Origin of the sequence: Bacillus sp. FJAT-14266, from assembly GCF_001719225.1 — a bacterium.
Taxonomy (GTDB): domain Bacteria; phylum Bacillota; class Bacilli; order Bacillales; family Bacillaceae; genus Bacillus; species Bacillus subtilis.
In genome coordinates this window covers 2,503,545-2,526,254 of record NZ_CP017072.1, presented here as the reverse complement: position 1 = coordinate 2,526,254, position 22,710 = coordinate 2,503,545, and the positions used below count along the sequence as shown (strand labels likewise).

The window sequence follows — 22,710 nt, the reverse complement described above, 5'->3', positions numbered from 1 at the left end:
GCAAAAAAATGATAAAAATATTGCTTTTTTTGACAACTTTTTTAGGGCTTTATTCGTCTAACAAAACGTGTGCAAAATGGAATTTATTTTGGGAGGAAAAAATGAATGACAAGCCCAACCCGCAGAAGAACTGCGAAACGCAGACGGAGAAAACTAAATAAAAGAGGAAAACTGTTGCTTGGTCTTTTAGCAGTGATGGTTTGCATTACGATTTGGAATGCTCTTCATCGAAATAGTGAAGAAAACGAGCCATCTCAAGAAACTGCAGCGGTTTCAAATACCGATCAGAAAAAAGAGGTCAAAAAGAAAACTGCCAAAAAATCAGAGGAACAAATCAAAACAGTGGATCGAAATCAAAAAATCAGCAATTATTTAGAAGAGATCGGTTTCAGCGGAACAGCCATGATTGTCAGAAATGGAGAAATCGTAACAAATAAAGGTTTTGGCTATGCTGACCGTAAACACTATATTCAAAATAATCCATTGACATCTTTTTATGTCGGTTCATCACAAAAAGCGCTGATTGCAACTGCTATTTTGCAGCTTGAGGAAAAGGGGAAACTTCAGACAAGTGATCCGGTAAGCACGTATTTACCTCATTTTCCCAACGGACAAACGATTACTTTGAAGAATCTGCTTACACATACATCGGGGATAAACGGACATATTGAAGGAAACGGCGCCATTACTCCGGACGATTTAATAAAAGACATAGAACTTCAGGGAATCAAACGTCAGCCGGGCGTATGGGACTACAAGGATTCCAACTATTCTGTTCTCGCTTATATTATTGCTGAAGTAAGCGGTGAGCCCTATGAACAGTACATAAAGAATCATATTTTTAAACCTGCGGGAATGACGCATGCAGGCTTTTACAAAACATATGAAAAAGAACCTTATCCTGCTGTCGGGTATAAGATGGAGGGCAGCAAAACAGTTACACCGTATATACCTGATCTATCCCAGCTGTATGGAGCCGGTGATATTTATATGAGCGCTATAGATATGTACAAATTTGACCAAGCGCTGATAGACGGAAAACTGTATTCGCAAAAAAGCTATGAAAAGATGTTTACGCCAGGGAGCAGCTCCACATACGGCATGGGATTTTATGTTGCTCCCGGAAGCTATTCAAACCATGGTGTTATGCCGGGCTTCAATATCTTGAACAGCTTTAGCAAATCTGGGCAAACCATTGTTATTTTGTTCTCAAACATTCAAAATAATGCTAAATTGGGCCAAGTGAACAATAAAATATACCAGCTTCTAAATCAAGAATGATTGGCGATCTTCTTTTGGATGAATTGCATTCGGCACGTGAAAAGACGAATGGCCTGCAAACGTTAAGATGGCAAGCTTGACAAGTATTTCCGACACATTTACAATGAAGTTGTAACATTTGTTTTTTTAACATGATTGTTAAACCATTTAAACTTGACAAGGGCGATGAACACTCTCATTCCCTGTGAAGGTTCTGTATGTTGAGAAAACTAGACAATGTACATGCCGACACTTTTTAAGCAACAACCAAGTTCATAGCAAGAGGAGGTGAAAGTATGACCCCAATTATGATGGTTCTCATCTCCATTTTGCTGATTCTACTCGGTTTAGTTGTTGGCTACTTTGTTCGTAAAACCATTGCCGAAGCGAAAATTGCGGGCGCACGCGGTGCAGCCGAGCAAATTCTTGAAGATGCGAAGCGTGATGCTGAAGCACTGAAAAAAGAAGCTCTGCTTGAAGCAAAGGATGAAATCCACAAACTTCGAATAGATGCTGAACAGGAAGTTCGTGAAAGACGAAATGAGCTTCAAAAACAAGAAAACCGTTTACTCCAAAAGGAGGAAAACCTTGATCGCAAACATGAGGGAATTGATAAACGGGAAGCGATGTTGGAGAAGAAAGATCATTCTCTGAATGAACGACAACAACATATTGAAGAGATGGAAAGCAAAGTGGATGAGATGATTCGTATGCAGCAGTCTGAGTTGGAACGAATTTCGAGTCTGACTCGTGATGAAGCGAAACAAATCATTCTTGAGCGGGTTGAAAACGAGCTTTCACATGACATCGCCATCATGACAAAAGAAACTGAAAACCGTGCGAAAGAAGAGGCGGATAAGAAAGCGAAAAACATTCTTTCACTCGCCTTACAGCGCTGCGCAGCGGACCACGTTGCCGAAACAACGGTATCAGTTGTCAATCTTCCAAATGATGAGATGAAAGGACGTATCATCGGACGGGAAGGGCGTAACATTCGTACGCTTGAAACGCTGACAGGAATTGACCTGATTATTGATGATACGCCTGAAGCTGTCATTCTTTCCGGATTTGATCCGATCAGACGTGAGACAGCCAGAATTGCTCTTGATAAACTCGTTCAGGATGGCCGTATTCATCCGGCACGGATTGAAGAAATGGTTGAAAAATCTCGCCGCGAGGTCGATGACTATATTCGTGAGATGGGTGAGCAAACGACATTTGAGGTTGGCGTTCACGGCCTCCACCCAGATCTCATCAAGATCCTCGGCCGCTTAAAGTTCCGTACAAGCTACGGTCAAAATGTGCTTAAGCATTCCATGGAAGTCGCATTCTTGGCCGGTCTAATGGCATCGGAGCTTGGTGAAGACGCAAAGCTTGCTAAACGTGCGGGTCTTCTTCACGACATCGGGAAAGCAATTGACCATGAAGTAGAAGGAAGCCACGTTGAAATCGGGGTAGAGCTTGCGACCAAATATAAAGAGCACCCAGTCGTGATTAACAGTATTGCATCACACCACGGGGATGAGGAGCCGACTTCCATTATTGCTGTACTGGTAGCTGCAGCAGATGCGCTTTCCGCTGCAAGACCTGGCGCAAGAAGTGAGACGCTCGAGAATTATATTCGAAGACTTGAAAAACTCGAAGAAATTTCTGAGTCCTACGAAGGTGTTGAAAAATCATTTGCCATTCAGGCTGGACGCGAAGTGCGTATTATGGTGAAGCCGGATTCAATTAATGATCTTGAGGCTCATCGACTGGCGCGAGATATCCGCAAGCGAATTGAGGACGAGCTCGATTATCCAGGTCATATTAAGGTGACAGTAATCAGAGAGACTCGAGCCGTAGAGTATGCAAAATAAAGTGATGCGCTAAGCATCACTTTATTTTTTTGACGGCAAGGAATTTTCAAGAAGAAAGGATTTACAAAATGAGAATTTTATTTATCGGAGATGTTGTCGGTTCACCGGGCCGTGACATGGTCAAAGAATATGTACCAAAGCTAAAAACAAAATATAAGCCTCACTTTACCATTATTAATGGTGAAAACGCCGCACATGGAAAAGGCCTGACGGAAAAAATTTATCACAGCTTAATCCAGTCCGGCGCAGATGCAATCACAATGGGGAACCACACATGGGACAAAAAAGAAATATTTGATTTTATAGATGACGTTCCGAACTTGGTTCGCCCGGCAAACTTTCCTGAAGGAACACCGGGGAAAGGGATCACATATGTGAAAGCAAACGGCAAAGAACTAGCAGTCATTAATTTGCAGGGACGTACGTTTTTGCCGCCGCTTGATGACCCGTTTTTAAAAGCGGATGAATTGATCGCAGAAGCTGCGAAAAGAACACCGTACATTTTTATCGACTTTCATGCCGAAGCGACAAGTGAAAAGCTCGCACTTGGCTGGTATGCGGATGGAAGGGCGTCGGCTGTAGTAGGAACTCATACACATGTGCAAACAGCGGATAACCGCATTTTGCCGAAGGGAACGGCATATATTACTGATGTGGGAATGACTGGCCCGTATGACGGTATACTGGGGATGGACAGAGAGACGATTATTAAGCGATTCAAAACGAACCTTCCAGTCCGGTTTACTGTCGCTGAAGGAAAAACAACGCTCAGCGGAGTTGTCATTGACATTGACGATCAAACGAAAAAAGCCGTGAAAATTGAGCGTATTTTAATCAACGATGATCACATGTTCTTTGAATAGTTGAACATATGGTTATTTTATAAAAATATTAAAAAGAAAAGCAGGAATATAGCAACTCCTTAGTGAATATAGTAAAAATGGAAGGTAGCCCGCTATTTTTGAAAAGCATTGTGGGGATGGCTTTTTGGATAGCAACATCTAATAATGATTGTTCTAATGAACACTCACTTATCCATTGTAAAACTAAGGGGGAGCAGAAATGGAAATCTTAAAAGTTTCAGCAAAATCGAGTCCAAATTCAGTGGCAGGTGCGCTTGCAGGCGTGTTGAGAGAGCGAGGAGCCGCCGAGATTCAAGCGATCGGAGCGGGTGCATTAAACCAGGCTGTAAAAGCTGTGGCGATTGCCAGGGGATTTGTGGCGCCTAGCGGCGTTGATTTGATTTGTATTCCGGCTTTTACAGATATTCAAATCGATGGGGAAGAAAGAACAGCGATTAAATTAATCGTGGAGCCTCGCTAAAAACAAATAAAGCATTCTCAACCTGTTTGCGTAATGCAAACAGGTTGTTTTTCATTTATTGTGATATTTTCTCCCGATAGTATTTTTAGCACATAAATGAGCGAATATACAAAATCAGAAATGAGCTAAAACGTTTCAAAAAAAATTTCCGCCCATTTTTCAAGACAGATACTTTTGTCCTTCTGGAAAAGACAGTGCTGTTTACGCTTATTCCATATCATGGTACAATCCGAATATAACAAGAATTTTTCAAGGAGGATTGTACATGCAGAGTGGAAAGATGAAAGCTCTAATGAAAAAGGACGGGGCGTTCGGTGCTGTGCTTACTGAAGTTCCCATTCCTGAGATTGATAAACATGAAGTCCTCATAAAAGTGAAAGCCGCTTCCATATGCGGCACGGATGTCCACATTTATAATTGGGATCAATGGGCACGTCAGAGAATCAAAACACCCTATGTTTTCGGCCATGAGTTCAGCGGCATCGTAGAGGGCGTGGGAGAGAATGTCAGCAGTGTAAAAGTGGGAGAGTATGTGTCTGCGGAAACACACATTGTCTGTGGTGAATGTGTCCCTTGCCTAACAGGAAAATCTCATGTGTGTACCAATACTGCTATAATCGGAGTGGACACGGCAGGCTGTTTTGCGGAGTATGTAAAAGTTCCAGCTGATAATATTTGGAGAAATCCCGCTGATATGGACCCGTCGATTGCTTCCATTCAAGAGCCTTTAGGAAATGCAGTTCATACCGTACTCGAGAGCCAGCCTGCAGGAGGAACGACTGCAGTGATTGGATGCGGACCGATTGGTCTTATGGCTGTTGCGGTTGCAAAAGCAGCAGGAGCTTCTCAGGTGATAGCGATTGATAAGAATGAATACAGGCTGAGGCTTGCAAAACAAATGGGAGCGACTTGTACTGTTTCTATTGAAAAAGAAGACCCGCTCAAAATTGTAAGCGCTTTAACGAGTGGGGAAGGAGCAGATCTTGTTTGTGAGATGTCGGGACATCCCTCAGCGATTGCCCAAGGTCTTGCGATGGCTGCAAATGGCGGAAGATTTCATATTCTCAGCTTGCCGGAACATCCGGTGACAATTGATTTGACGAATAAAGTGGTATTTAAAGGGCTTACCATCCAAGGAATCACAGGAAGAAAAATGTTTTCAACATGGCGCCAGGTGTCTCAGTTGATCAGTTCAAACGTGATCGATCTTGAACCTGTTATTACCCATCAGTTTCCGTTAGAGGAGTTTGAAAAAGGTTTCGAACTGATGAGAAGCGGGCAGTGCGGAAAAGTAATTTTAATTCCATAAAGGGGGATAAACATGACGAAGGAATTTGAGTTTTTAAAAGCAGAGCTTGATAGTATGAAAGAAAACCATACATGGCAAGACATAAAACAGCTTGAATCTATGCAGGGCCCCTCTGTCACAGTGAATCACCAAAAAGTCATTCAGCTATCTTCTAATAATTACCTCGGATTCACTTCACATCCTAGACTCATCAACGCCGCACAGGAGGCCGTTCAGCAGTATGGAGCCGGCACCGGATCAGTGAGAACGATTGCCGGTACATTTACAATGCATCAAGAGCTTGAGAAAAAGCTGGCAGCCTTTAAAAAAACGGAGGCGGCACTTGTATTCCAATCAGGCTTCACAACAAACCAAGGCGTACTTTCAAGTATTCTATCAAAAGAGGACATTGTCATCTCAGATGAATTGAACCATGCCTCTATTATTGACGGAATTCGACTGACAAAGGCGGATAAAAAGGTGTATCAGCACGTCAATATGAGTGATTTAGAGCGGGTGCTGAGAAAGTCAATGAATTATCGGATGCGTCTGATTGTGACAGACGGCGTATTTTCCATGGATGGCAACATAGCTCCTCTGCCTGATATTGTAGAGCTCGCTGAGAAATATGACGCATTTGTGATGGTGGATGACGCCCATGCATCCGGAGTACTTGGCGAAAACGGCAGGGGAACGGTGAATCACTTCGGTCTTGACGGCAGAGTGCATATTCAGGTCGGAACATTAAGCAAGGCAATCGGAGTGCTCGGCGGCTACGCTGCAGGTTCAAAGGTGCTGATCGATTATTTGCGCCATAAAGGCCGTCCATTTTTATTCAGCACATCTCATCCGCCGGCTGTCACTGCAGCTTGTATGGAAGCGATTGATGTCTTGCTTGAAGAGCCGGAGCATATGGAGCGCTTGTGGGAGAATACTGCCTATTTTAAAGCAATGCTTGTGAAAATGGGCCTGACTCTCACGAAGAGTGAAACGCCGATTCTTCCTATTTTAATAGGTGATGAAGGTGTGGCAAAGCAATTTTCAGATCAGCTCCTTTCTCACGGTGTTTTTGCCCAAAGTATCGTTTTCCCGACTGTAGCAAAGGGAAAAGCCAGAATTCGCACGATTATAACAGCAGAGCACACTAAAGATGAACTGGATCAGGCGCTTGATGTCATCGAAAAGACGGCAAAGGAGCTCCAGCTATTGTAACAAGAGGAAGAGTTTACTCTTCCTCTTTTGATTCCTTATTGATTATTATTCTCAATGAGTGTACAATGATAGGTTGCCAGTTGTGCAGAGCTTCAATAACCTTTATACTGAAGGGTGGAAGTTTGGTTTGAAAGGAGAAAATATGACATGAATGAAAAACAAAAATTAGAGAGCGGACAAGTTAATCCATCGGACAAAAAATCCGAGAAGGATTACAGCAAGTACTTTGAAGCTGTTTACATTCCGCCTTCTTTAAAAGACGCGAAAAAACGAGGCAAGGAAGCCGTTACTTATCATAATGACTTTAAAATTTCTGAACAATTTAAAGGATTGGGAGACGGAAGAAAGTTCTATATCCGTACGTACGGCTGCCAAATGAATGAACACGATACAGAGGTTATGGCAGGGATCTTTATGGCGCTCGGTTACGAAGCGACAAACTCTGTTGACGACGCCAATGTCATTTTGTTAAATACATGTGCAATCCGTGAAAATGCTGAAAACAAGGTGTTTGGTGAGCTTGGGCACTTAAAAGCACTGAAAAAAAACAATCCCGATCTGATTTTAGGCGTGTGCGGCTGTATGTCCCAAGAGGAATCAGTCGTGAACCGTATTTTGAAAAAACATCCGTTTGTCGATATGATTTTCGGAACGCATAACATTCATCGCCTGCCGGAGCTTTTGTCAGAAGCATACCTTTCAAAAGAAATGGTTGTAGAAGTTTGGTCTAAGGAAGGGGACGTTATTGAAAACCTTCCAAAAGTCCGAAATGGAAAAATTAAGGGCTGGGTCAATATCATGTACGGCTGTGACAAATTCTGTACGTATTGCATTGTGCCTTACACACGCGGGAAAGAAAGAAGCCGCCGCCCTGAAGATATCATTCAGGAAGTGAGAAGGCTCGCAAGTGAAGGCTATAAGGAAATTACTCTGTTAGGCCAAAACGTAAACGCGTATGGAAAAGACTTTGAAGATATGACGTACGGACTTGGTGATTTGATGGATGAACTGAGAAAAATCGATATCCCGAGAATCCGTTTTACAACGAGTCATCCGCGCGACTTTGACGACCGCCTCATTGAAGTGCTGGCAAAAGGCGGAAATCTGCTTGATCACATTCATCTTCCGGTTCAATCAGGAAGCTCAGAAGTTCTGAAGCTGATGGCCCGCAAATATGACAGAGAGCGTTACATGGAGCTGGTGCGAAAAATAAAGACAGCGATGCCAAACGCTTCTTTGACAACGGACATTATCGTCGGATTTCCAAATGAAACGGACGAACAGTTTGAAGAAACGCTTTCTCTATACCGTGAAGTGGAGTTTGACAGCGCCTATACGTTCATTTACTCTCCGCGTGAGGGCACTCCGGCTGCTAAGATGAAAGATAATGTACCGATGCGTGTGAAAAAAGAACGCCTGCAGCGTCTAAACGCACTGGTGAATGAAATTTCTGCTAAAAAAATGAAGGAATACGAAGGCAAGGTTGTCGAAGTATTAGTTGAGGGTGAAAGCAAAAATAACCCTGATATTCTTGCCGGCTATACGGAAAAAAGCAAGCTTGTCAATTTCAAAGGGCCGAAGGAAGCCATCGGCAAAATCGTCCGCGTGAAAATCCAGCAAGCGAAAACATGGTCGCTTGACGGAGAAATGGTAGGAGAAGCAATCGAGGTGAAATAAGATGACGCTCTACTCAAAAAAAGACATTGTGCAGCAGGCACGAAACCTTGCAAAAATGATTTCTGAAACAGAAGAGGTTGATTTTTTCAAACGGGCTGAAGCGCAAATCAATGAGAATGACAAAGTGTCCACAATCGTTAATCAGATTAAAGCCCTGCAAAAGCAGGCTGTCAATCTGAAGCATTATGAAAAGCATGAAGCGCTCAAACAAGTAGAAGCAAAAATTGACGCGCTGCAAGAAGAGCTTGAAGAGATTCCTGTTATCCAGGAATTCAGAGACTCGCAGATGGAAGTAAATGACCTACTGCAGCTCGTTGCACACACCATTTCCAACCAAGTCACAAATGAAATCATCACATCAACCGGAGGCGACCTGCTGAAAGGGGAAACCGGTTCAAAGGTGAAGCATTCAAATAACAGCTGTTCTCTCTAAACACGGTGCCTTAACAGGCCCGTGTTTTTTCATCATTTGTGCGGTTATAAATGAACTAAATAATCTATGTACTAAATATTCAATTGGTTTTTCTGTGCTCAGCCGCGTGTAAACTTTATCGCACTTATAAGTAAAGTTTCTAGGCACACCTGCATACAATGGAACAGAAACTTTGTATTTTTATATTTTATTTATAAAAATGCACACTAGACAAATGCCCAGCATAAGATAACACGAAGAAGAACAAGGAGGCATGCCGGAATGTCTGAATACAGGGAAATTATTACGAAGGCAGTAGTAGCGAAAGGCCGAAAATTCACCCAATGCACCAACACCATCTCGCCTGAGAAAAAACCGAGCAGCATTTTGGGTGGTTGGATTATTAACCACAAGTATGACGCTGAAAAAATTGGAAAAACGGTAGAAATTGAAGGGTATTATGATATAAACGTATGGTACTCTTACGCGGACAACACAAAGACAGAGGTTGTCACAGAACGGGTAAAATATGTAGATGTCATTAAACTCAGATACAGAGACAATAATTACTTAGATGATGAGCATGAAGTGATTGCCAAAGTGCTTCAGCAGCCAAACTGCCTTGAAGTGACCATTTCGCCGAATGGAAATAAAATCGTTGTGCAGGCAGAAAGAGAATTTTTGGCGGAAGTGGTAGGGGAAACAAAGGTAGTTGTTGAGGTCAATCCTGACTGGGAAGAGGATGACGAGGAAGATTGGGAAGATGAGCTTGATGAAGAGCTTGAAGACATCAACCCGGAGTTTTTAGTGGGAGATCCTGAAGAATAAAAAAGGGACTAGGGGAGACAGTACCCCCAAGTCTCTTTTTTATATTGATATATCATTCTTTTATCACTTTTTGTTTATGTTATAATGAAGGTTGGAAAATAGAAACGTTGATACATAGTGAGGGATTAAACAATGGCCGGTTATACGCCTATGATACAGCAATATTTAAAAATAAAGGCAGAGCACCAGGATGCCTTTTTATTTTTTCGCCTGGGTGATTTTTACGAAATGTTTTTTGAGGACGCCAAAAAAGCGTCACAAGAGCTGGAAATTACGTTAACGAGCAGAGATGGCGGTGCGGCTGAAAAAATACCGATGTGCGGTGTGCCGTATCATTCTGCTTCCGCGTATATCGAACAGCTTATTAAAAAAGGATACAAAGTGGCGATCTGTGAACAGACGGAAGATCCGAAAGCCGCAAAGGGCGTTGTGAAAAGAGAAGTGGTTCAGCTGATTACGCCCGGAACTGTAATGGACGGCAAAGGCATCCATGAATCGGAAAATAACTTTATCGCATCTGTTTCAGCCTGCTCGAACGGATACGGACTTGCGCTGTCTGATTTAACAACGGGAGAAAATTTGGCTGTTTTGATTGAACGGCTTGAAGACGTCATATCAGAAATTTATTCAGTCGGCGCACGGGAAATCGTGGTTTCAGGAAGCTTGGATGCCGATACAGTGGCACAGCTGAGAGAGCGGTGCGGTGCAACAATTTCAATTGAAGACGGAGAAACAGACGAACACGTAACGATCATTGAGCACTTAAATAATGAAGATATAACAAAAACATTTCTGCGCTTATATACGTATTTGAAAAGAACCCAAAAGCGCAGCCTTGATCATCTTCAGCCCGTGCAGGTGTATGAGCTTGAGGAAGCGATGAAAATTGACTTGTACTCAAAGCGTAATCTGGAGCTGACCGAAACGATTCGTTCGAAAAATAAAAAAGGCTCCCTTTTGTGGCTGCTGGATGAAACAAAAACGGCAATGGGAGGCCGGCTGCTTAAACAGTGGATTGACCGGCCGCTTATCAGAGTCAATCAAATCGAAGAGCGCCAAGAAATGGTGGAAACATTAATGTCCCATTTCTTTGAACGGGAAGATCTGCGTGAACGTTTAAAAGAAGTATATGACTTAGAACGCCTTGCCGGCCGCGTTGCATTCGGAAATGTCAATGCCCGGGATTTGATTCAGCTGAAGGAATCGTTAAAGCAAGTTCCTGGCATCAAACAGCTGGTTGCTTCACTGGCTCATGACAAGGCCAAGGAACGTGCAGAGCGCATTGACCCTTGCGGGGATGTACTTGAACTGCTGGAAGAAGCGCTGTACGAAAACCCTCCTTTATCGGTAAAAGAAGGGAATCTGATTAAAGATGGTTATAATCAAAAGCTTGATGAATATCGTGATGCAAGCAGAAACGGAAAAGACTGGATTGCCCGCCTGGAACAGCAGGAGCGGGAATACACAGGCATTCGTTCTTTAAAGGTTGGCTTTAATAAAGTTTTCGGTTATTACATTGAAGTGACAAAAGCAAATTTGCATTTGCTTGAGGAAGGGCGTTATGAGCGGAAACAGACGTTAACCAATGCAGAGCGCTACATTACACCTGAATTAAAAGAAAAAGAAGCGCTCATTTTAGAGGCGGAAAATAACATCTGTGAGCTGGAGTACGAGCTGTTTACCGAGCTGCGCGAGAAAGTGAAGCAGTATATTCCGCGGCTACAGTTGCTTGCAAAACAGATGAGCGAGCTGGACGCACTGCAATGCTTTGCGACAATCAGTGAAAATCGCCACTACACGAAACCGGAGTTCTCTAAAGATGAAGTCGAAGTGATTGAAGGCAGACACCCGGTTGTTGAAAAAGTCATGGACAGCCAGGAATATGTCCCGAACAACTGTATGATGGGCGATAACAGACAAATGCTTCTCATTACAGGTCCAAACATGTCAGGGAAAAGCACGTATATGAGACAAATCGCGCTCATTTCCATTATGGCGCAAATCGGCTGCTTTGTACCCGCGAAAAAAGCGGTGCTTCCGATTTTTGATCAAATTTTCACACGAATCGGCGCTGCAGATGATTTGATTTCCGGACAAAGTACATTTATGGTAGAAATGCTTGAAGCGAAAAATGCGATTGTCAACGCGACGAAAAACAGCCTCATTCTGTTTGATGAAATCGGGCGGGGAACGTCCACTTATGACGGCATGGCGCTGGCACAGGCGATTATTGAATATGTTCACGATCATATCGGCGCCAAGACGCTGTTCAGCACACACTATCACGAGCTGACCGTTCTTGAGGACAAGCTGCCCCAGCTGAAAAACGTTCATGTTCGCGCTGAAGAATATAACGGAACGGTTGTCTTTCTTCATCAAATCAAAGAAGGTGCCGCTGATAAAAGCTATGGTATCCATGTAGCTCAGCTTGCCGAACTGCCGGGAGATCTGATTGCCCGCGCCCAAGATATTTTAAAAGAGCTTGAACATTCAGGAAACAAACCGGAAGTGCCGGTGCAGAAACCTCAGGTGAAAGAAGAGCCGGCACAGCTGTCCTTTTTTGACGAAGCGGAAAAGCCGGCTGAAACACCAAAGCTTTCAAAAAAAGAAAAGCAAGTGATCGATGCTTTCAAATCACTTAATATACTTGATATGACACCGCTTGAAGCGATGAATGAAATGTACAAGCTGCAAAAGAAATTACATTAAAACGGGGTGATGAATGTGGCAAAAGTCATCCAGCTGTCAGATGAGCTTTCAAATAAAATAGCGGCGGGCGAGGTTGTGGAACGGCCCGCCTCAGTCGTCAAAGAATTGGTGGAAAATGCGATCGACGCTGACAGCACAGTCATTGAAATCGATATTGAGGAAGCAGGCCTTGCATCCATTCGGGTCTTGGATAACGGCGAAGGAATGGAGAATGAAGATTGCAAGCGAGCTTTCCGCCGCCACGCAACGAGTAAAATAAAAGATGAAAATGATTTATTCAGGGTGAGAACGCTCGGTTTCAGGGGAGAAGCCCTGCCGAGTATCGCGTCAGTCTCTCATCTGGAGATTAAAACAAGCACTGGTGAAGGAGCTGGGACGAAGCTCGTCCTCCAAGGAGGAAACATCATTTCCGAATCGCGTTCCTCAAGCAGGAAGGGAACTGAAATTGTCGTTTCCAACCTGTTTTTTAACACACCGGCCCGTTTGAAATATATGAAAACCGTTCATACAGAGCTTGGAAACATTACGGATGTGGTTAACCGTATTGCTCTGGCGCATCCAGAGGTATCGATCCGCCTGCGCCATCATGGGAAAAACCTGCTTCAAACGAACGGAAACGGAGATGTGCGCCATGTACTGGCAGCGATTTACGGCACGGCTGTCGCCAAAAAAATGCTTCCGCTGCATGTGAGCTCCTTGGATTTTGAAGTAAAGGGATATATCGCCCTCCCAGAGATTACACGGGCGTCGAGGAACTATATGTCGTCTGTGGTCAATGGCCGTTACATTAAAAATTTCCCGCTCGTCAAAGCGGTTCATGAAGGCTATCATACGCTTCTGCCGATCGGACGCCATCCGATTACTTTTATAGAAATTACGATGGACCCGATTTTAGTCGATGTCAACGTGCATCCATCGAAGCTTGAGGTCCGGCTCAGCAAGGAAACAGAGCTTCATGACTTAATTCGTGACGGAATTAAAGATGTATTTAAACAGCAGCAGCTGATTCCGAGTGCCCAGCTTCCGAAAAAATCGGCACCTGTTATCAAAAATGAGCAGCAGTTCATAACCTTTGATGAAAAGCCTCCGGAAAGAAAAGTACCGGAAAAAGCGCATGCGCCATCTTATTCACCAATGAAGCTCAGCTCAGTCGTGAAAGAGCCGATTGATGCGGAGGAAGAATTGCCTCCTCTCCAATTTGATGCTCCTCCTATCGTTGATCAGGAACAAACCCTTGAGGTGTCCGATGTTTCAGAAGAACTGCCTGAAACATTTGAGCAGGAATGCCATGAGGAACAGCAGCAGCCAGCGTCTGAGCGGGTTCCGATTATGTACCCGATCGGCCAGATGCACGGGACTTATATATTGGCACAAAACGAAAACGGCCTGTATATTATCGACCAGCACGCCGCCCAAGAACGTATTAAATATGAGTACTTTCGTGAAAAGGTGGGGGAGGTTGAGCCTGAGGTGCAGGAGATGATTGTACCGCTGACGTTCCACTACTCCACAAATGAGGCTTTGATTATTGAACAGCACAAACAAGAGCTCGAAAGCGTCGGTGTCTTTTTAGAGTCATTCGGCTCTAACAGCTACATCGTCCGCTGCCACCCGGCCTGGTTTCCAAAGGGAGAAGAAGCAGAGCTTATAGAAGAAATCATTCAGCAGGTGCTCGACTCCAAAAATATAGATATTAAAAAACTCCGCGAGGAAGCGGCGATTATGATGAGCTGCAAAGGCTCCATCAAAGCAAATCGCCACCTCAGAAACGATGAAATCAAAGCGCTTCTGGACGACCTCCGAAGCACATCAGACCCATTTACATGCCCGCACGGCCGCCCGATCATCATACACCATTCCACTTATGAGATGGAAAAGATGTTCAAACGCGTGATGTAGCGGGGGTGGTAAGCATTGATCCATTCTCTGAATGGATCAATGCTTTTTTTGTACTCCTTCGAGTGTCAGATTATAAGAAACGGTTGTAAACGTGTGAGCAGTGTTAACGCATTATACTTCATGGTTCCTCTGTATAACAAAATTTCCATTTACAGGCAATTGGGATTAATGTATATTTTGGGTGAGGGGGTGGAAGCACATGGCATGTGGTCCGAAGATCATTATCTTTTTGGATGAACTTGATGATCCGAATGTAAGAATCATTTTAGAATGCAGAATTTAATTACAACATTGTGTTTTGCTCCCTGTTCGTGTGAACAGGGAGTTTTTTTCGTTTATATAACTGGTGATGTCCAAATATAGGGTGTTATGAATTTCCCATATCTGCCATCGGCATTTTAAGCTGCTTCTCTATTAGGCTGGTTATCAAAAGCAAGTTCAATGAAAGCCATGAAAGCTGATATCACAACAAGCAAGACATCTGGAATATAAATAGACTGCATAAAGTAATCTGCAAAACAGATCGTTATAAGATTGCTGATAAAATACAGTATAAAAGCAAAAAGTGCAGTCTTTTTCAATGAAAGTGATTTTGCCAAAATGATAGAGATAATCTTTGTGAGTGGGTCTATGATTAAACCTACAGCAAAGCAGGCTAAAATAAATAAAGCTAATGTTTGATTGGAAGCGTATGTGATGCCAAGTATGGAGAATAAGCCTTTCATCCCGAAGAAAAAGCCGCCGAAGATGACTGCAAGCGCGATGGCCGCGATAAAAGTAATAGATACAATTCCGATTAATTTTGATCTCAGGTTAAAATCTTTAGAGTGCTCGTTCTGTTCTTTTTGGTTCATGTATGACACTCCCTTCACCTGCTTACTCGTACAAACAGTTACCCTTGAATCAGCCCAAAATATCTATAAGTCTGTTTTCTAACGAAAATAGTATAGCATATTTTAACAAAACCAAAAAAGGTCCTTTCCACTGGGGAAGGGCCTTTTTCATCATGTTAACTCCTGAGATTCGCCGAAGCTTTCTCTTTTTTTGGCCAAATAAAATAGCTGGCTGTAATGAGAAAGTCAATGCCTATAATGACAGTCCACAGTTTAAGAATGCCGCTCAACGCCTCGGTTCGGGAAGAGTCATTGATAAAATAGATCATCCCTGCCAATAGTCCCGCACCAATTAAGTAGGCCAGCACATGTCTTAGCCAGCCTTTCGCACCGTGCTTGGCATGGTTCATTCCAAAACGTTTCAGCGGTTTTGTTCCTTTTTTTGTCACATAATATTGAAACTTTTCATCTGCCCATTGAATCATTTGTTTCCCATAAGCGATCGATATACCGATGTAAACAGCTGCAATCCCATGGGCTGCGGTCGCTGAGGCTCCGCGGTAAAGGTCCACACCAGTTGCCGCTAACAAGATCAAATCGATAACTGGAGTTAAGGCAAGGAATAGCAGTCCTAATGTATGTCGTTTGAATACGTAGCGTACAGCAAGCCCCAAAACAATGACAACCCAAAACGCAATTTCACAGAAAACAATCATCCATGCGATACCGTTCAATCCATTCCCTCTTTTCAATACAGTTGTATTATTTAAATAATATGTTACCATCTTTGTTTTTGTAACACAACTGTATTATAAAAATTGCCCTCTCATTTTTTTCTTGTTACAATAAAGCTATGCCAAAACAAATTGACCATGAGAAAAGAAGAAAACAAATTGCAGAAGCAACGTGGCGCGTCATTTTAGAACGAGGGATGGAGGGAGCATCAGCCAGAAATATTGCAAAGGAAGCAGGATTGTCATTAGGTGCGCTGCGCCATTATTTCTCTACACAGGATGAATTGCTTGCTTTTGCAATGAAACTTGTCCAAGAAAAGGTGACGGACCGAATTAAGGACATTGCAGTGAGGGATTTGCTCCCTAAGGAAAAAGTGTTGCAAATTTTGCTTGAAATGGTCCCGACGAATGAAGAAACGATTAGAGAGATGGAGGTTTGGTTTGCTTTTACTGCTTACGCCAGACATAAAAAGGATATGTTTGATGCGAATCATGACGGGATTTTCAGCGGCATGCGGAATCTGATTGCCTATTTAGATGAATCCGATTTACTGAAGCCGAATGCTGATAAAGACATTGAAGCTGAGAGACTTTACGCGCTTGTTGACGGCTTGGCTTTACATGCCATGCTTGACCCTGTGCGAGTGAATAAAGACCGAATCAAGCGGGTCATTATGCAGCATGTAGAGTCAATTTGCGTGGAAGATACACGTGAGACACAAAAACGTCATCCTTAAGGCACTAGTGCGAAAAGCGATTCTTGTTGGGCATGCGTCCAAAAGAGTCGCTTTTTTATATTCAAAGAACAAGGATCTCTGAAAAAAATGGAAAACGATCATGCTGTTTGGTAAAGTGGAATGAAAGACGGACTGAGGAGTGAACACTGGTCCATCGTTTAAGAACTTTACATGATAGGGATGGTATAAATGAATCTTACTTACAAGGTGCATCCAATTAAAACAAGGTATCAGGGCTGGACGAATTATTGCTATATCATTGAAGATATTGTAAGCAGATCTGCAATTGTTGTTGATCCCTCATGGGAATTGAGTAAAATAACCACTACACTTTCTGAACTCGAAGCGGAATTAAAGGCAGTCGCATTGACACACTCTCATTATGATCATGTAAATCTGGTAGACCCGCTGACGAAGATGTTTAACGCTCAAGTTTATATGTCAAAAAAAGAAATTGATTATTATCAATTCCGATGCAGAAATTTAATTAGCCTAGATGATCATCAGACAATCAGCATAGGAAACACAAGAGCACAATGCCTTCTCACACCGGGGCATACAGCCGGCGGAATGTGTTATTTGTTTTCTGAGAGTATTTTTACCGGAGATACGGTGTTTACAGAAGGGTGCGGCATATGTGAGGATGATGGCAGCTCTGCGGAAGAGATGTTTGATAGTATTCAAAGAATAAAGTCGGAGGTTTCACCCCATGTACGGGTGTATCCTGGTCACTCATTTGGCAAATTGCCCGGCCATTCGATAAAGGATCTTTATCAGCATAATATTTACTTTCAAATTGATAAGAAAGAATATTTTGTGAAATTTCGCACTCGTAAAAACCAAAAAGGTATTTTTGATTTTAAATAATCCTTCTGAATCTATTATCCTATTTTTCTTCGAATATCTAAATGATTTTTATTTTCGAAAATGATTACATAGAAGGTGTTATTTATTTTGAAAACTCATTTGAAAGGAAATGAAGCGCATTATCATGATATGGTGCCCTATACGTGATCCGGGTCTTTTTTCTTATGTTCTGTTATATCTCCTGATCCTTTATTCCTCAATGGAAAAAAGCAGAAAAACAATCGAGCAAACTGTAGGAAAAATTAACTTGACGGATAATATTTACAGAGGTTACCATCAACATGAACATGCTACTATTTATCCGGTCATCACTATTATAAAATCATACAGAAGTGAAATACATCTACTAATCGGAAGGGTGGCTTTGAGAGAATGATCACATATGTTTTTCCAGGTCAGGGTTCACAAAAACAGGGAATGGGCAGCGGCCTATTCGATGAATTTAAAGAACTGACGGATCAGGCAGATGAGATCTTAGGATATTCTATCAAACGTCTTTGCCTGGAAAATCCTTATTCCAATTTAAACAAAACGCAATTTACTCAGCCGGCATTATATGTGGTAAACGCACTAAGCTATCTGAAAAAAATCAAGGATGAAGAAGTTAAGCCTGACTTTGTCGCCGGGCACAGCTTGGGTGAATACAATGCGTTATTTGCAGCTGAAGCCTTTGATTTTAAGACAGGTTTACAGCTTGTCAGAAAAAGAGGCGAGCTGATGAGTCTGATAAGCAACGGCGGTATGGCAGCTGTTATGGGACTAAATGAAGAGCAGGTTGCAAAGGCTCTGAAAGAATATCATTTACATGATGTTGATATCGCTAATGTGAATGCCCCATATCAAATTGTAATTTCAGGAAAAAAAGATGAGATTGAAAAAGCCGCATCTCTTTTTGAAACGATGACTGAAGTTACAATGGTACTCCCCTTAAACGTAAGCGGCGCGTTTCATTCCAGATACATGAATAAGGCAAAAGAAGAATTCGAGGAGTTCCTTCATGCCTTTTATTTTTCGCCTCCGTCTATCCCGGTTATTTCTAATGTGTATGCCAAACCGTATACATACGAATTCATGAAACAGACGCTGGCTGATCAAATTAATCACTCAGTGAAATGGACTGACAGCATAAGCTACTTAATGAAAAAAGGCCATATGGAGTTTGAGGAGGTAGGGCCTGGAAATGTTTTAACTGGGTTAATTCATCGCATAAAGAAAGATGCGGAAGCAATGCCCCGCTAAAGCATTTGCCCCTATGGCCGTGCACCTCATCAATCAGGTCTAAACACAGATTTCCTTTCATTTAAGGTATAAAGTTTTAAAGATTCAATCGTTCGATTGCCACTGTTTCTAATTGAATAACTTTATATACTGTTACATAAAGAGGCTGATAAATTAAGTTAGACATTTGAACTATGTCAGCCGGTCTGTCAAACCATCGCTCCCACATCTAGATGGTCCATTTTTTAACCGTACCCACCAATCATAGAGTCGATGTTCTTTGCTGATCCTGTTATTATGTTACATCAATTTTGAGATATCAACATACATCTACGATCACGTCATAAATGAACCGCATCCAGAGCACCAATAGCAATCCTTCCAAGTTGAATCTCCTTTACTTTTTCACATATGTCTTTTCCATTTATTAATTTCATTTCAATCGCTGCTATGTGCTTTACAACATACATGGAAATGAGAAATCCAATAGCCGTTATAAATATAAAAAAAGAAGGTTATACACATGAAAGAACCGCTTGTTTTTATGTTTTCCGGGCAAGGTTCCCAATACTATCACATGGGGAAAGAACTATTTAAGGAAAATACCGTGTTTCGCCAATCTATGCTTGAAATGGATGACATTGCAGCACGGCGAATCGGCACATCCATTGTTGAAGAAATCTACCATCCAGGTAAACGTATGTCAGATCCGTTTGACAGTATTCTTTTTTCCCACCCCGCCATTTTTATGATTGAGTATTCCTTATATAAGGTTTTGGAAGACAGGGGAATCTATCCTGATTACGTATTGGGATCAAGTCTGGGAGAATTCGCAGCAGCGGCAGTTTCTGGTGTGTCAGACGCAGAGGATATACTGGATTGCATACTTGAACAGGCTATTATCATCCAAAATTCCTGCGATAAAGGAAAAATGCTGGCCATTCTGGACAAACCGCAATTGCTGAATGATTATCCGCAACTGTTTGGAAATAGTGAACTCATTTCTATCAATTATGATTCGCACTTCGTCATTTCTGGTGAAGAAGATCATATAAGGAAGATTATGGAGGATTTAAAGGAGAAGCAGATTCTTTGCCAGCTGCTTCCTGTGTCCTATGCCTTTCATTCTTCGCTTATTGATCCGGCAGAGAGTGCCTATGCAGAATTTTTAAGATCAAAATCTTTTCAAAAACCGTCAATACCGATTGTATCGAGCTTAACGGGAAGCTGCCTTCACGTAATGGACGAGAATTTCTTTTGGAATGCGGTCAGAAAGCCAATGATGTTTCGTGAAGCGATTCGATATTTGGAAAGCCAGCATACATGCAAGTTTATCGATTTAGGGCCATCCGGCACCTTAGCTGCTTTTGTGAAACAGCTGATTCCGGGTGATGCAGCTGACCGTTGCTGCTCAATCATAACACCATTTCATCAGGAGCTGAAAAATCTGAATACGGTTGAGTATTACCGTACACCAGAAAGGAAGTTTACAAGATGATTACATATGTCTTTCCAGGGCAAGGCTCCCAGCAAAAGGGGATGGGACAAGGGCTATTTGAACAGTATCAGCATTTGACAGATCAAGCAGATCAAATATTGGGCTATTCAATAGAGAAGCTATGTACCGAAAAATCATATCTGGATGTAAATCATACTGAATACACGCAGCCGGCTTTGTATGTTGTTAATGCACTCAATTACTTGAAGAGAGTGGAGGAGACCGGCAGAAAACCTGATTTTGCGGCAGGACATAGCTTAGGAGAATACAATGCGCTGATGGCAGCCGGTGCCTTTGATTTTGAAACCGGATTAAGGCTCGTCAAAAAAAGAGGAGAATTGATGGGACGAATTACAGGGGGCGGAATGGCTGCTGTGATCGGCCTGAGTAAGGAACAAGTTACAGCCGTTTTAGAAGAGCACCGTCTTCATGACATTGATGTGGCAAATGAAAATACGCCCCGGCAAATTGTGATTTCTGGCCCGAAAAAAGAGATTGAAAAAGCTCGGGCTGTTTTTGAAAGCACCAAGGATGTAAAGCTGTTTCATCCATTAAATGTGAGCGGAGCTTTTCATTCCAGATATATGAATGAAGCCAAACAGGTATTTAAGCAATATATTGACTCATTCCAGTTTGCACCTTTGGCGATCCCGGTTATCTCCAATGTCTACGCAGAGCCATACCATCAAGACAGATTAAAAGATACATTATCTGAACAGATGGACAACACAGTGAAATGGACGGACAGCATTCGTTTCCTGATGGGAAGAGGAGAAATGGAGTTTGAAGAGATTGGGCCTGGAACTGTTTTAACCGGTCTCATTCATCGGATTAAAAATGAAGCTGAACCATTGACATATATACCGAAAAAGAACCCCGCGATCAGTGCGCATCTAAAGGAGAAACGCAATGTTCAAGCTGGGATTACGGCAGAATCTTTAGGAAGTGCTGAATTTAAACAAGATTATCATCTTACATATGCTTATCTTGCAGGAGGAATGTACCGCGGCATTGCTTCGAAAGAAATGGTAGTAAAGCTGTCAAGAGCGGGAATGATGGGGTTCTTTGGCACAGGAGGTCTGAGCCTGAAAGAGGTTGAAGATGCGATCCATGCTATACAAGGTGAATTAGGGAAAGGACAGGCCTATGGCATCAATCTGGTCCACAATATGAAACATACTGAATCAGAAGAAAAAATGATCGATCTTTTATTGACGAATCAAGTGAGCATTGTGGAGGCTTCAGCATTTCTAAGTGTCACTCCTGCATTAGTAAGGTACCGCGCAAAAGGAGTGAAACGAAATCAAAATGGTGACGTTATATGCTCAAATCGTCTCATAGCAAAAATATCACGGCCGGAAGTTGCAGAATCATTTCTGAGTCCTGCGCCTGAGAATATGCTGCAAAAGCTTTTAGGAGAAAATAAAATCACTATGAACGAAGCTGAGTTGTTGCGGTGCATTCCGATGGCTGACGATATTTGTGTAGAAGCTGATTCAGGCGGTCATACAGATGGCGGTGTGGCATACAGCCTGATGCCGGCGATGACATCTTTAAGAGATGAAATGATGAAAAAATATCAATTTCGGAAAAAAATAAGAGTTGGTGCAGCTGGAGGGATTGGAACACCTGAGGCAGCGATGGCGGCTTTTATGCTAGGGGCTGATTTTATTCTAACAGGCTCAATCAATCAATGTACGGTTGAGGCGGCAACAAGTGATAAAGTAAAGGATTTGCTTCAGCAGATGAATGTACAAGATACAGCCTATGCGCCTGCAGGTGATATGTTTGAATCGGGCAGTAAAGTGCAGGTGCTAAAGAAAGGCGTGTTCTTTCCCGCGCGGGCAAACAAGTTATATGAACTGTACCAGCGGTATGGGTCTATACGTGAGCTGGATGCAAAGATGCTGGCCCAGCTTGAGGAGAAATACTTTAAACGCAGTATAGAAGACATATATAAAGATATTGCATTGCATTATCCCGCGGCAGACATTGAGAAGGCTGAACAAAACCCGAAACATAAAATGGCTTTGATTTTCCGATGGTACTTCAGATACAGCTCAAAATTGGCAATCAGCGGAAGCGAACATTCGAAGGTCGATTATCAAATTCACTGCGGTCCCGCGCTGGGAGCCTTTAATCAATGGGTCAAAGGATCGCAATTAGAAAATTGGCGAAACCGCCATGTGGATGAAATCGGGAAAAAATTAATGACAGAAACGGCAGTATTGCTTCATGAACGGATGCAATCGATGTATCAGCCGTCGCATGAAACAGACAACATAAAAATAAAAGTTTGAATATTATGAAAATATACCTATAAAAATCATTAAAATAATCCCTTGAAGGAGAGAGC

At 42.5% G+C, this 22,710-nt stretch carries 19 protein-coding genes; 17 read left to right on the top strand and 2 right to left on the bottom strand.

Going from position 1 to position 22,710, the window contains the following annotated elements:
* The first annotated feature begins 105 nt into the window (after positions 1-105).
* The 11 genes from BGM23_RS12985 (at position 106) to mutL (ending at position 14,467) form a co-directional block, all read left to right on the top strand.
* The gene (locus BGM23_RS12985) at positions 106-1,281 is read left to right on the top strand and encodes a serine hydrolase domain-containing protein (RefSeq protein ID WP_029726484.1); all 1,176 of its coding nucleotides are present in this window, start codon (positions 106-108) and stop codon (positions 1,279-1,281) included.
* A 275-nt stretch (positions 1,282-1,556) separates the two neighbouring features.
* Positions 1,557-3,119, top strand: coding sequence for a ribonuclease Y (gene rny / locus BGM23_RS12980; protein ID WP_003221010.1), 1,563 nt, complete (start codon positions 1,557-1,559; stop codon positions 3,117-3,119).
* Between the two features lie 68 nt (positions 3,120-3,187).
* Entirely contained in the window at positions 3,188-3,982 is a 795-nt protein-coding gene (gene ymdB, locus BGM23_RS12975) for a 2',3'-cyclic-nucleotide 2'-phosphodiesterase (RefSeq protein ID WP_029726483.1), read from the top strand.
* A 199-nt stretch (positions 3,983-4,181) separates the two neighbouring features.
* Positions 4,182-4,442, top strand: a complete 261-nt coding sequence (spoVS, locus tag BGM23_RS12970; protein WP_003154135.1) for a stage V sporulation protein SpoVS — start codon at positions 4,182-4,184, stop codon at positions 4,440-4,442.
* Between the two features lie 265 nt (positions 4,443-4,707).
* On the top strand, positions 4,708-5,751 hold the full coding sequence (gene tdh, locus BGM23_RS12965) for an L-threonine 3-dehydrogenase (RefSeq protein ID WP_029726482.1): 1,044 nt from the start codon (positions 4,708-4,710) through the stop codon (positions 5,749-5,751).
* Positions 5,752-5,763: 12 nt separating this feature from the next.
* The gene (locus BGM23_RS12960) at positions 5,764-6,942 is read left to right on the top strand and encodes a glycine C-acetyltransferase (RefSeq protein ID WP_014664025.1); all 1,179 of its coding nucleotides are present in this window, start codon (positions 5,764-5,766) and stop codon (positions 6,940-6,942) included.
* A 147-nt stretch (positions 6,943-7,089) separates the two neighbouring features.
* Positions 7,090-8,619: a tRNA (N6-isopentenyl adenosine(37)-C2)-methylthiotransferase MiaB gene (gene miaB / locus BGM23_RS12955; RefSeq protein WP_014479820.1), complete on the top strand. Its 1,530-nt coding sequence runs from the start codon at positions 7,090-7,092 to the stop codon at positions 8,617-8,619.
* 1 nt (position 8,620) lies between these two features.
* Entirely contained in the window at positions 8,621-9,052 is a 432-nt protein-coding gene (ricA, locus tag BGM23_RS12950) for a regulatory iron-sulfur-containing complex subunit RicA (protein WP_003231834.1), read from the top strand.
* A 261-nt stretch (positions 9,053-9,313) separates the two neighbouring features.
* Entirely contained in the window at positions 9,314-9,859 is a 546-nt protein-coding gene (gene cotE / locus BGM23_RS12945; RefSeq protein WP_003231833.1) for an outer spore coat protein CotE, read from the top strand.
* 132 nt (positions 9,860-9,991) lie between these two features.
* Complete coding sequence (mutS, locus tag BGM23_RS12940) at positions 9,992-12,568, top strand: DNA mismatch repair protein MutS (RefSeq protein WP_029726481.1); 2,577 nt, start codon at positions 9,992-9,994, stop codon at positions 12,566-12,568.
* A 15-nt stretch (positions 12,569-12,583) separates the two neighbouring features.
* Positions 12,584-14,467, top strand: a complete 1,884-nt coding sequence (gene mutL / locus BGM23_RS12935) for a DNA mismatch repair endonuclease MutL (protein WP_029726480.1) — start codon at positions 12,584-12,586, stop codon at positions 14,465-14,467.
* 398 nt (positions 14,468-14,865) lie between these two features.
* On the opposite strand, the gene BGM23_RS12930 is transcribed toward mutL, so the two are convergent.
* Both BGM23_RS12930 and BGM23_RS12920 read right to left on the bottom strand, forming a co-directional pair.
* Positions 14,866-15,321, bottom strand: a complete 456-nt coding sequence (locus BGM23_RS12930) for a regulatory YrvL family protein (protein ID WP_015252068.1) — start codon at positions 15,319-15,321, stop codon at positions 14,866-14,868.
* 155 nt (positions 15,322-15,476) lie between these two features.
* Positions 15,477-16,034, bottom strand: coding sequence for a hypothetical protein (locus BGM23_RS12920; RefSeq protein ID WP_029726479.1), 558 nt, complete (start codon positions 16,032-16,034; stop codon positions 15,477-15,479).
* 119 nt (positions 16,035-16,153) lie between these two features.
* Between BGM23_RS12920 and BGM23_RS12915 the strand changes: the two genes are divergently transcribed.
* From BGM23_RS12915 to fabD (BGM23_RS12890), 6 genes are all read left to right on the top strand, one after another.
* The gene (locus tag BGM23_RS12915) at positions 16,154-16,771 is read left to right on the top strand and encodes a TetR/AcrR family transcriptional regulator (RefSeq protein WP_029317807.1); all 618 of its coding nucleotides are present in this window, start codon (positions 16,154-16,156) and stop codon (positions 16,769-16,771) included.
* A 189-nt stretch (positions 16,772-16,960) separates the two neighbouring features.
* Positions 16,961-17,638 (top strand): MBL fold metallo-hydrolase, encoded by a 678-nt coding sequence (locus tag BGM23_RS12910; protein WP_029726478.1) that lies wholly within the window; start codon positions 16,961-16,963, stop codon positions 17,636-17,638.
* A 109-nt stretch (positions 17,639-17,747) separates the two neighbouring features.
* Positions 17,748-18,014, top strand: a complete 267-nt coding sequence (locus BGM23_RS12905) for a hypothetical protein (protein ID WP_119899342.1) — start codon at positions 17,748-17,750, stop codon at positions 18,012-18,014.
* Complete coding sequence (gene fabD, locus BGM23_RS12900; RefSeq protein ID WP_029317809.1) at positions 18,011-18,877, top strand: ACP S-malonyltransferase; 867 nt, start codon at positions 18,011-18,013, stop codon at positions 18,875-18,877. Before BGM23_RS12905 ends, fabD (BGM23_RS12900) begins: the two co-directional genes overlap by 4 nt.
* 502 nt (positions 18,878-19,379) lie before the next feature.
* Positions 19,380-20,354, top strand: a complete 975-nt coding sequence (locus BGM23_RS12895) for an acyltransferase domain-containing protein (protein WP_029726475.1) — start codon at positions 19,380-19,382, stop codon at positions 20,352-20,354.
* Complete coding sequence (gene fabD / locus BGM23_RS12890; protein WP_029726474.1) at positions 20,351-22,654, top strand: ACP S-malonyltransferase; 2,304 nt, start codon at positions 20,351-20,353, stop codon at positions 22,652-22,654. Before BGM23_RS12895 ends, fabD (BGM23_RS12890) begins: the two co-directional genes overlap by 4 nt.
* Positions 22,655-22,710 lie beyond the last annotated feature (56 nt).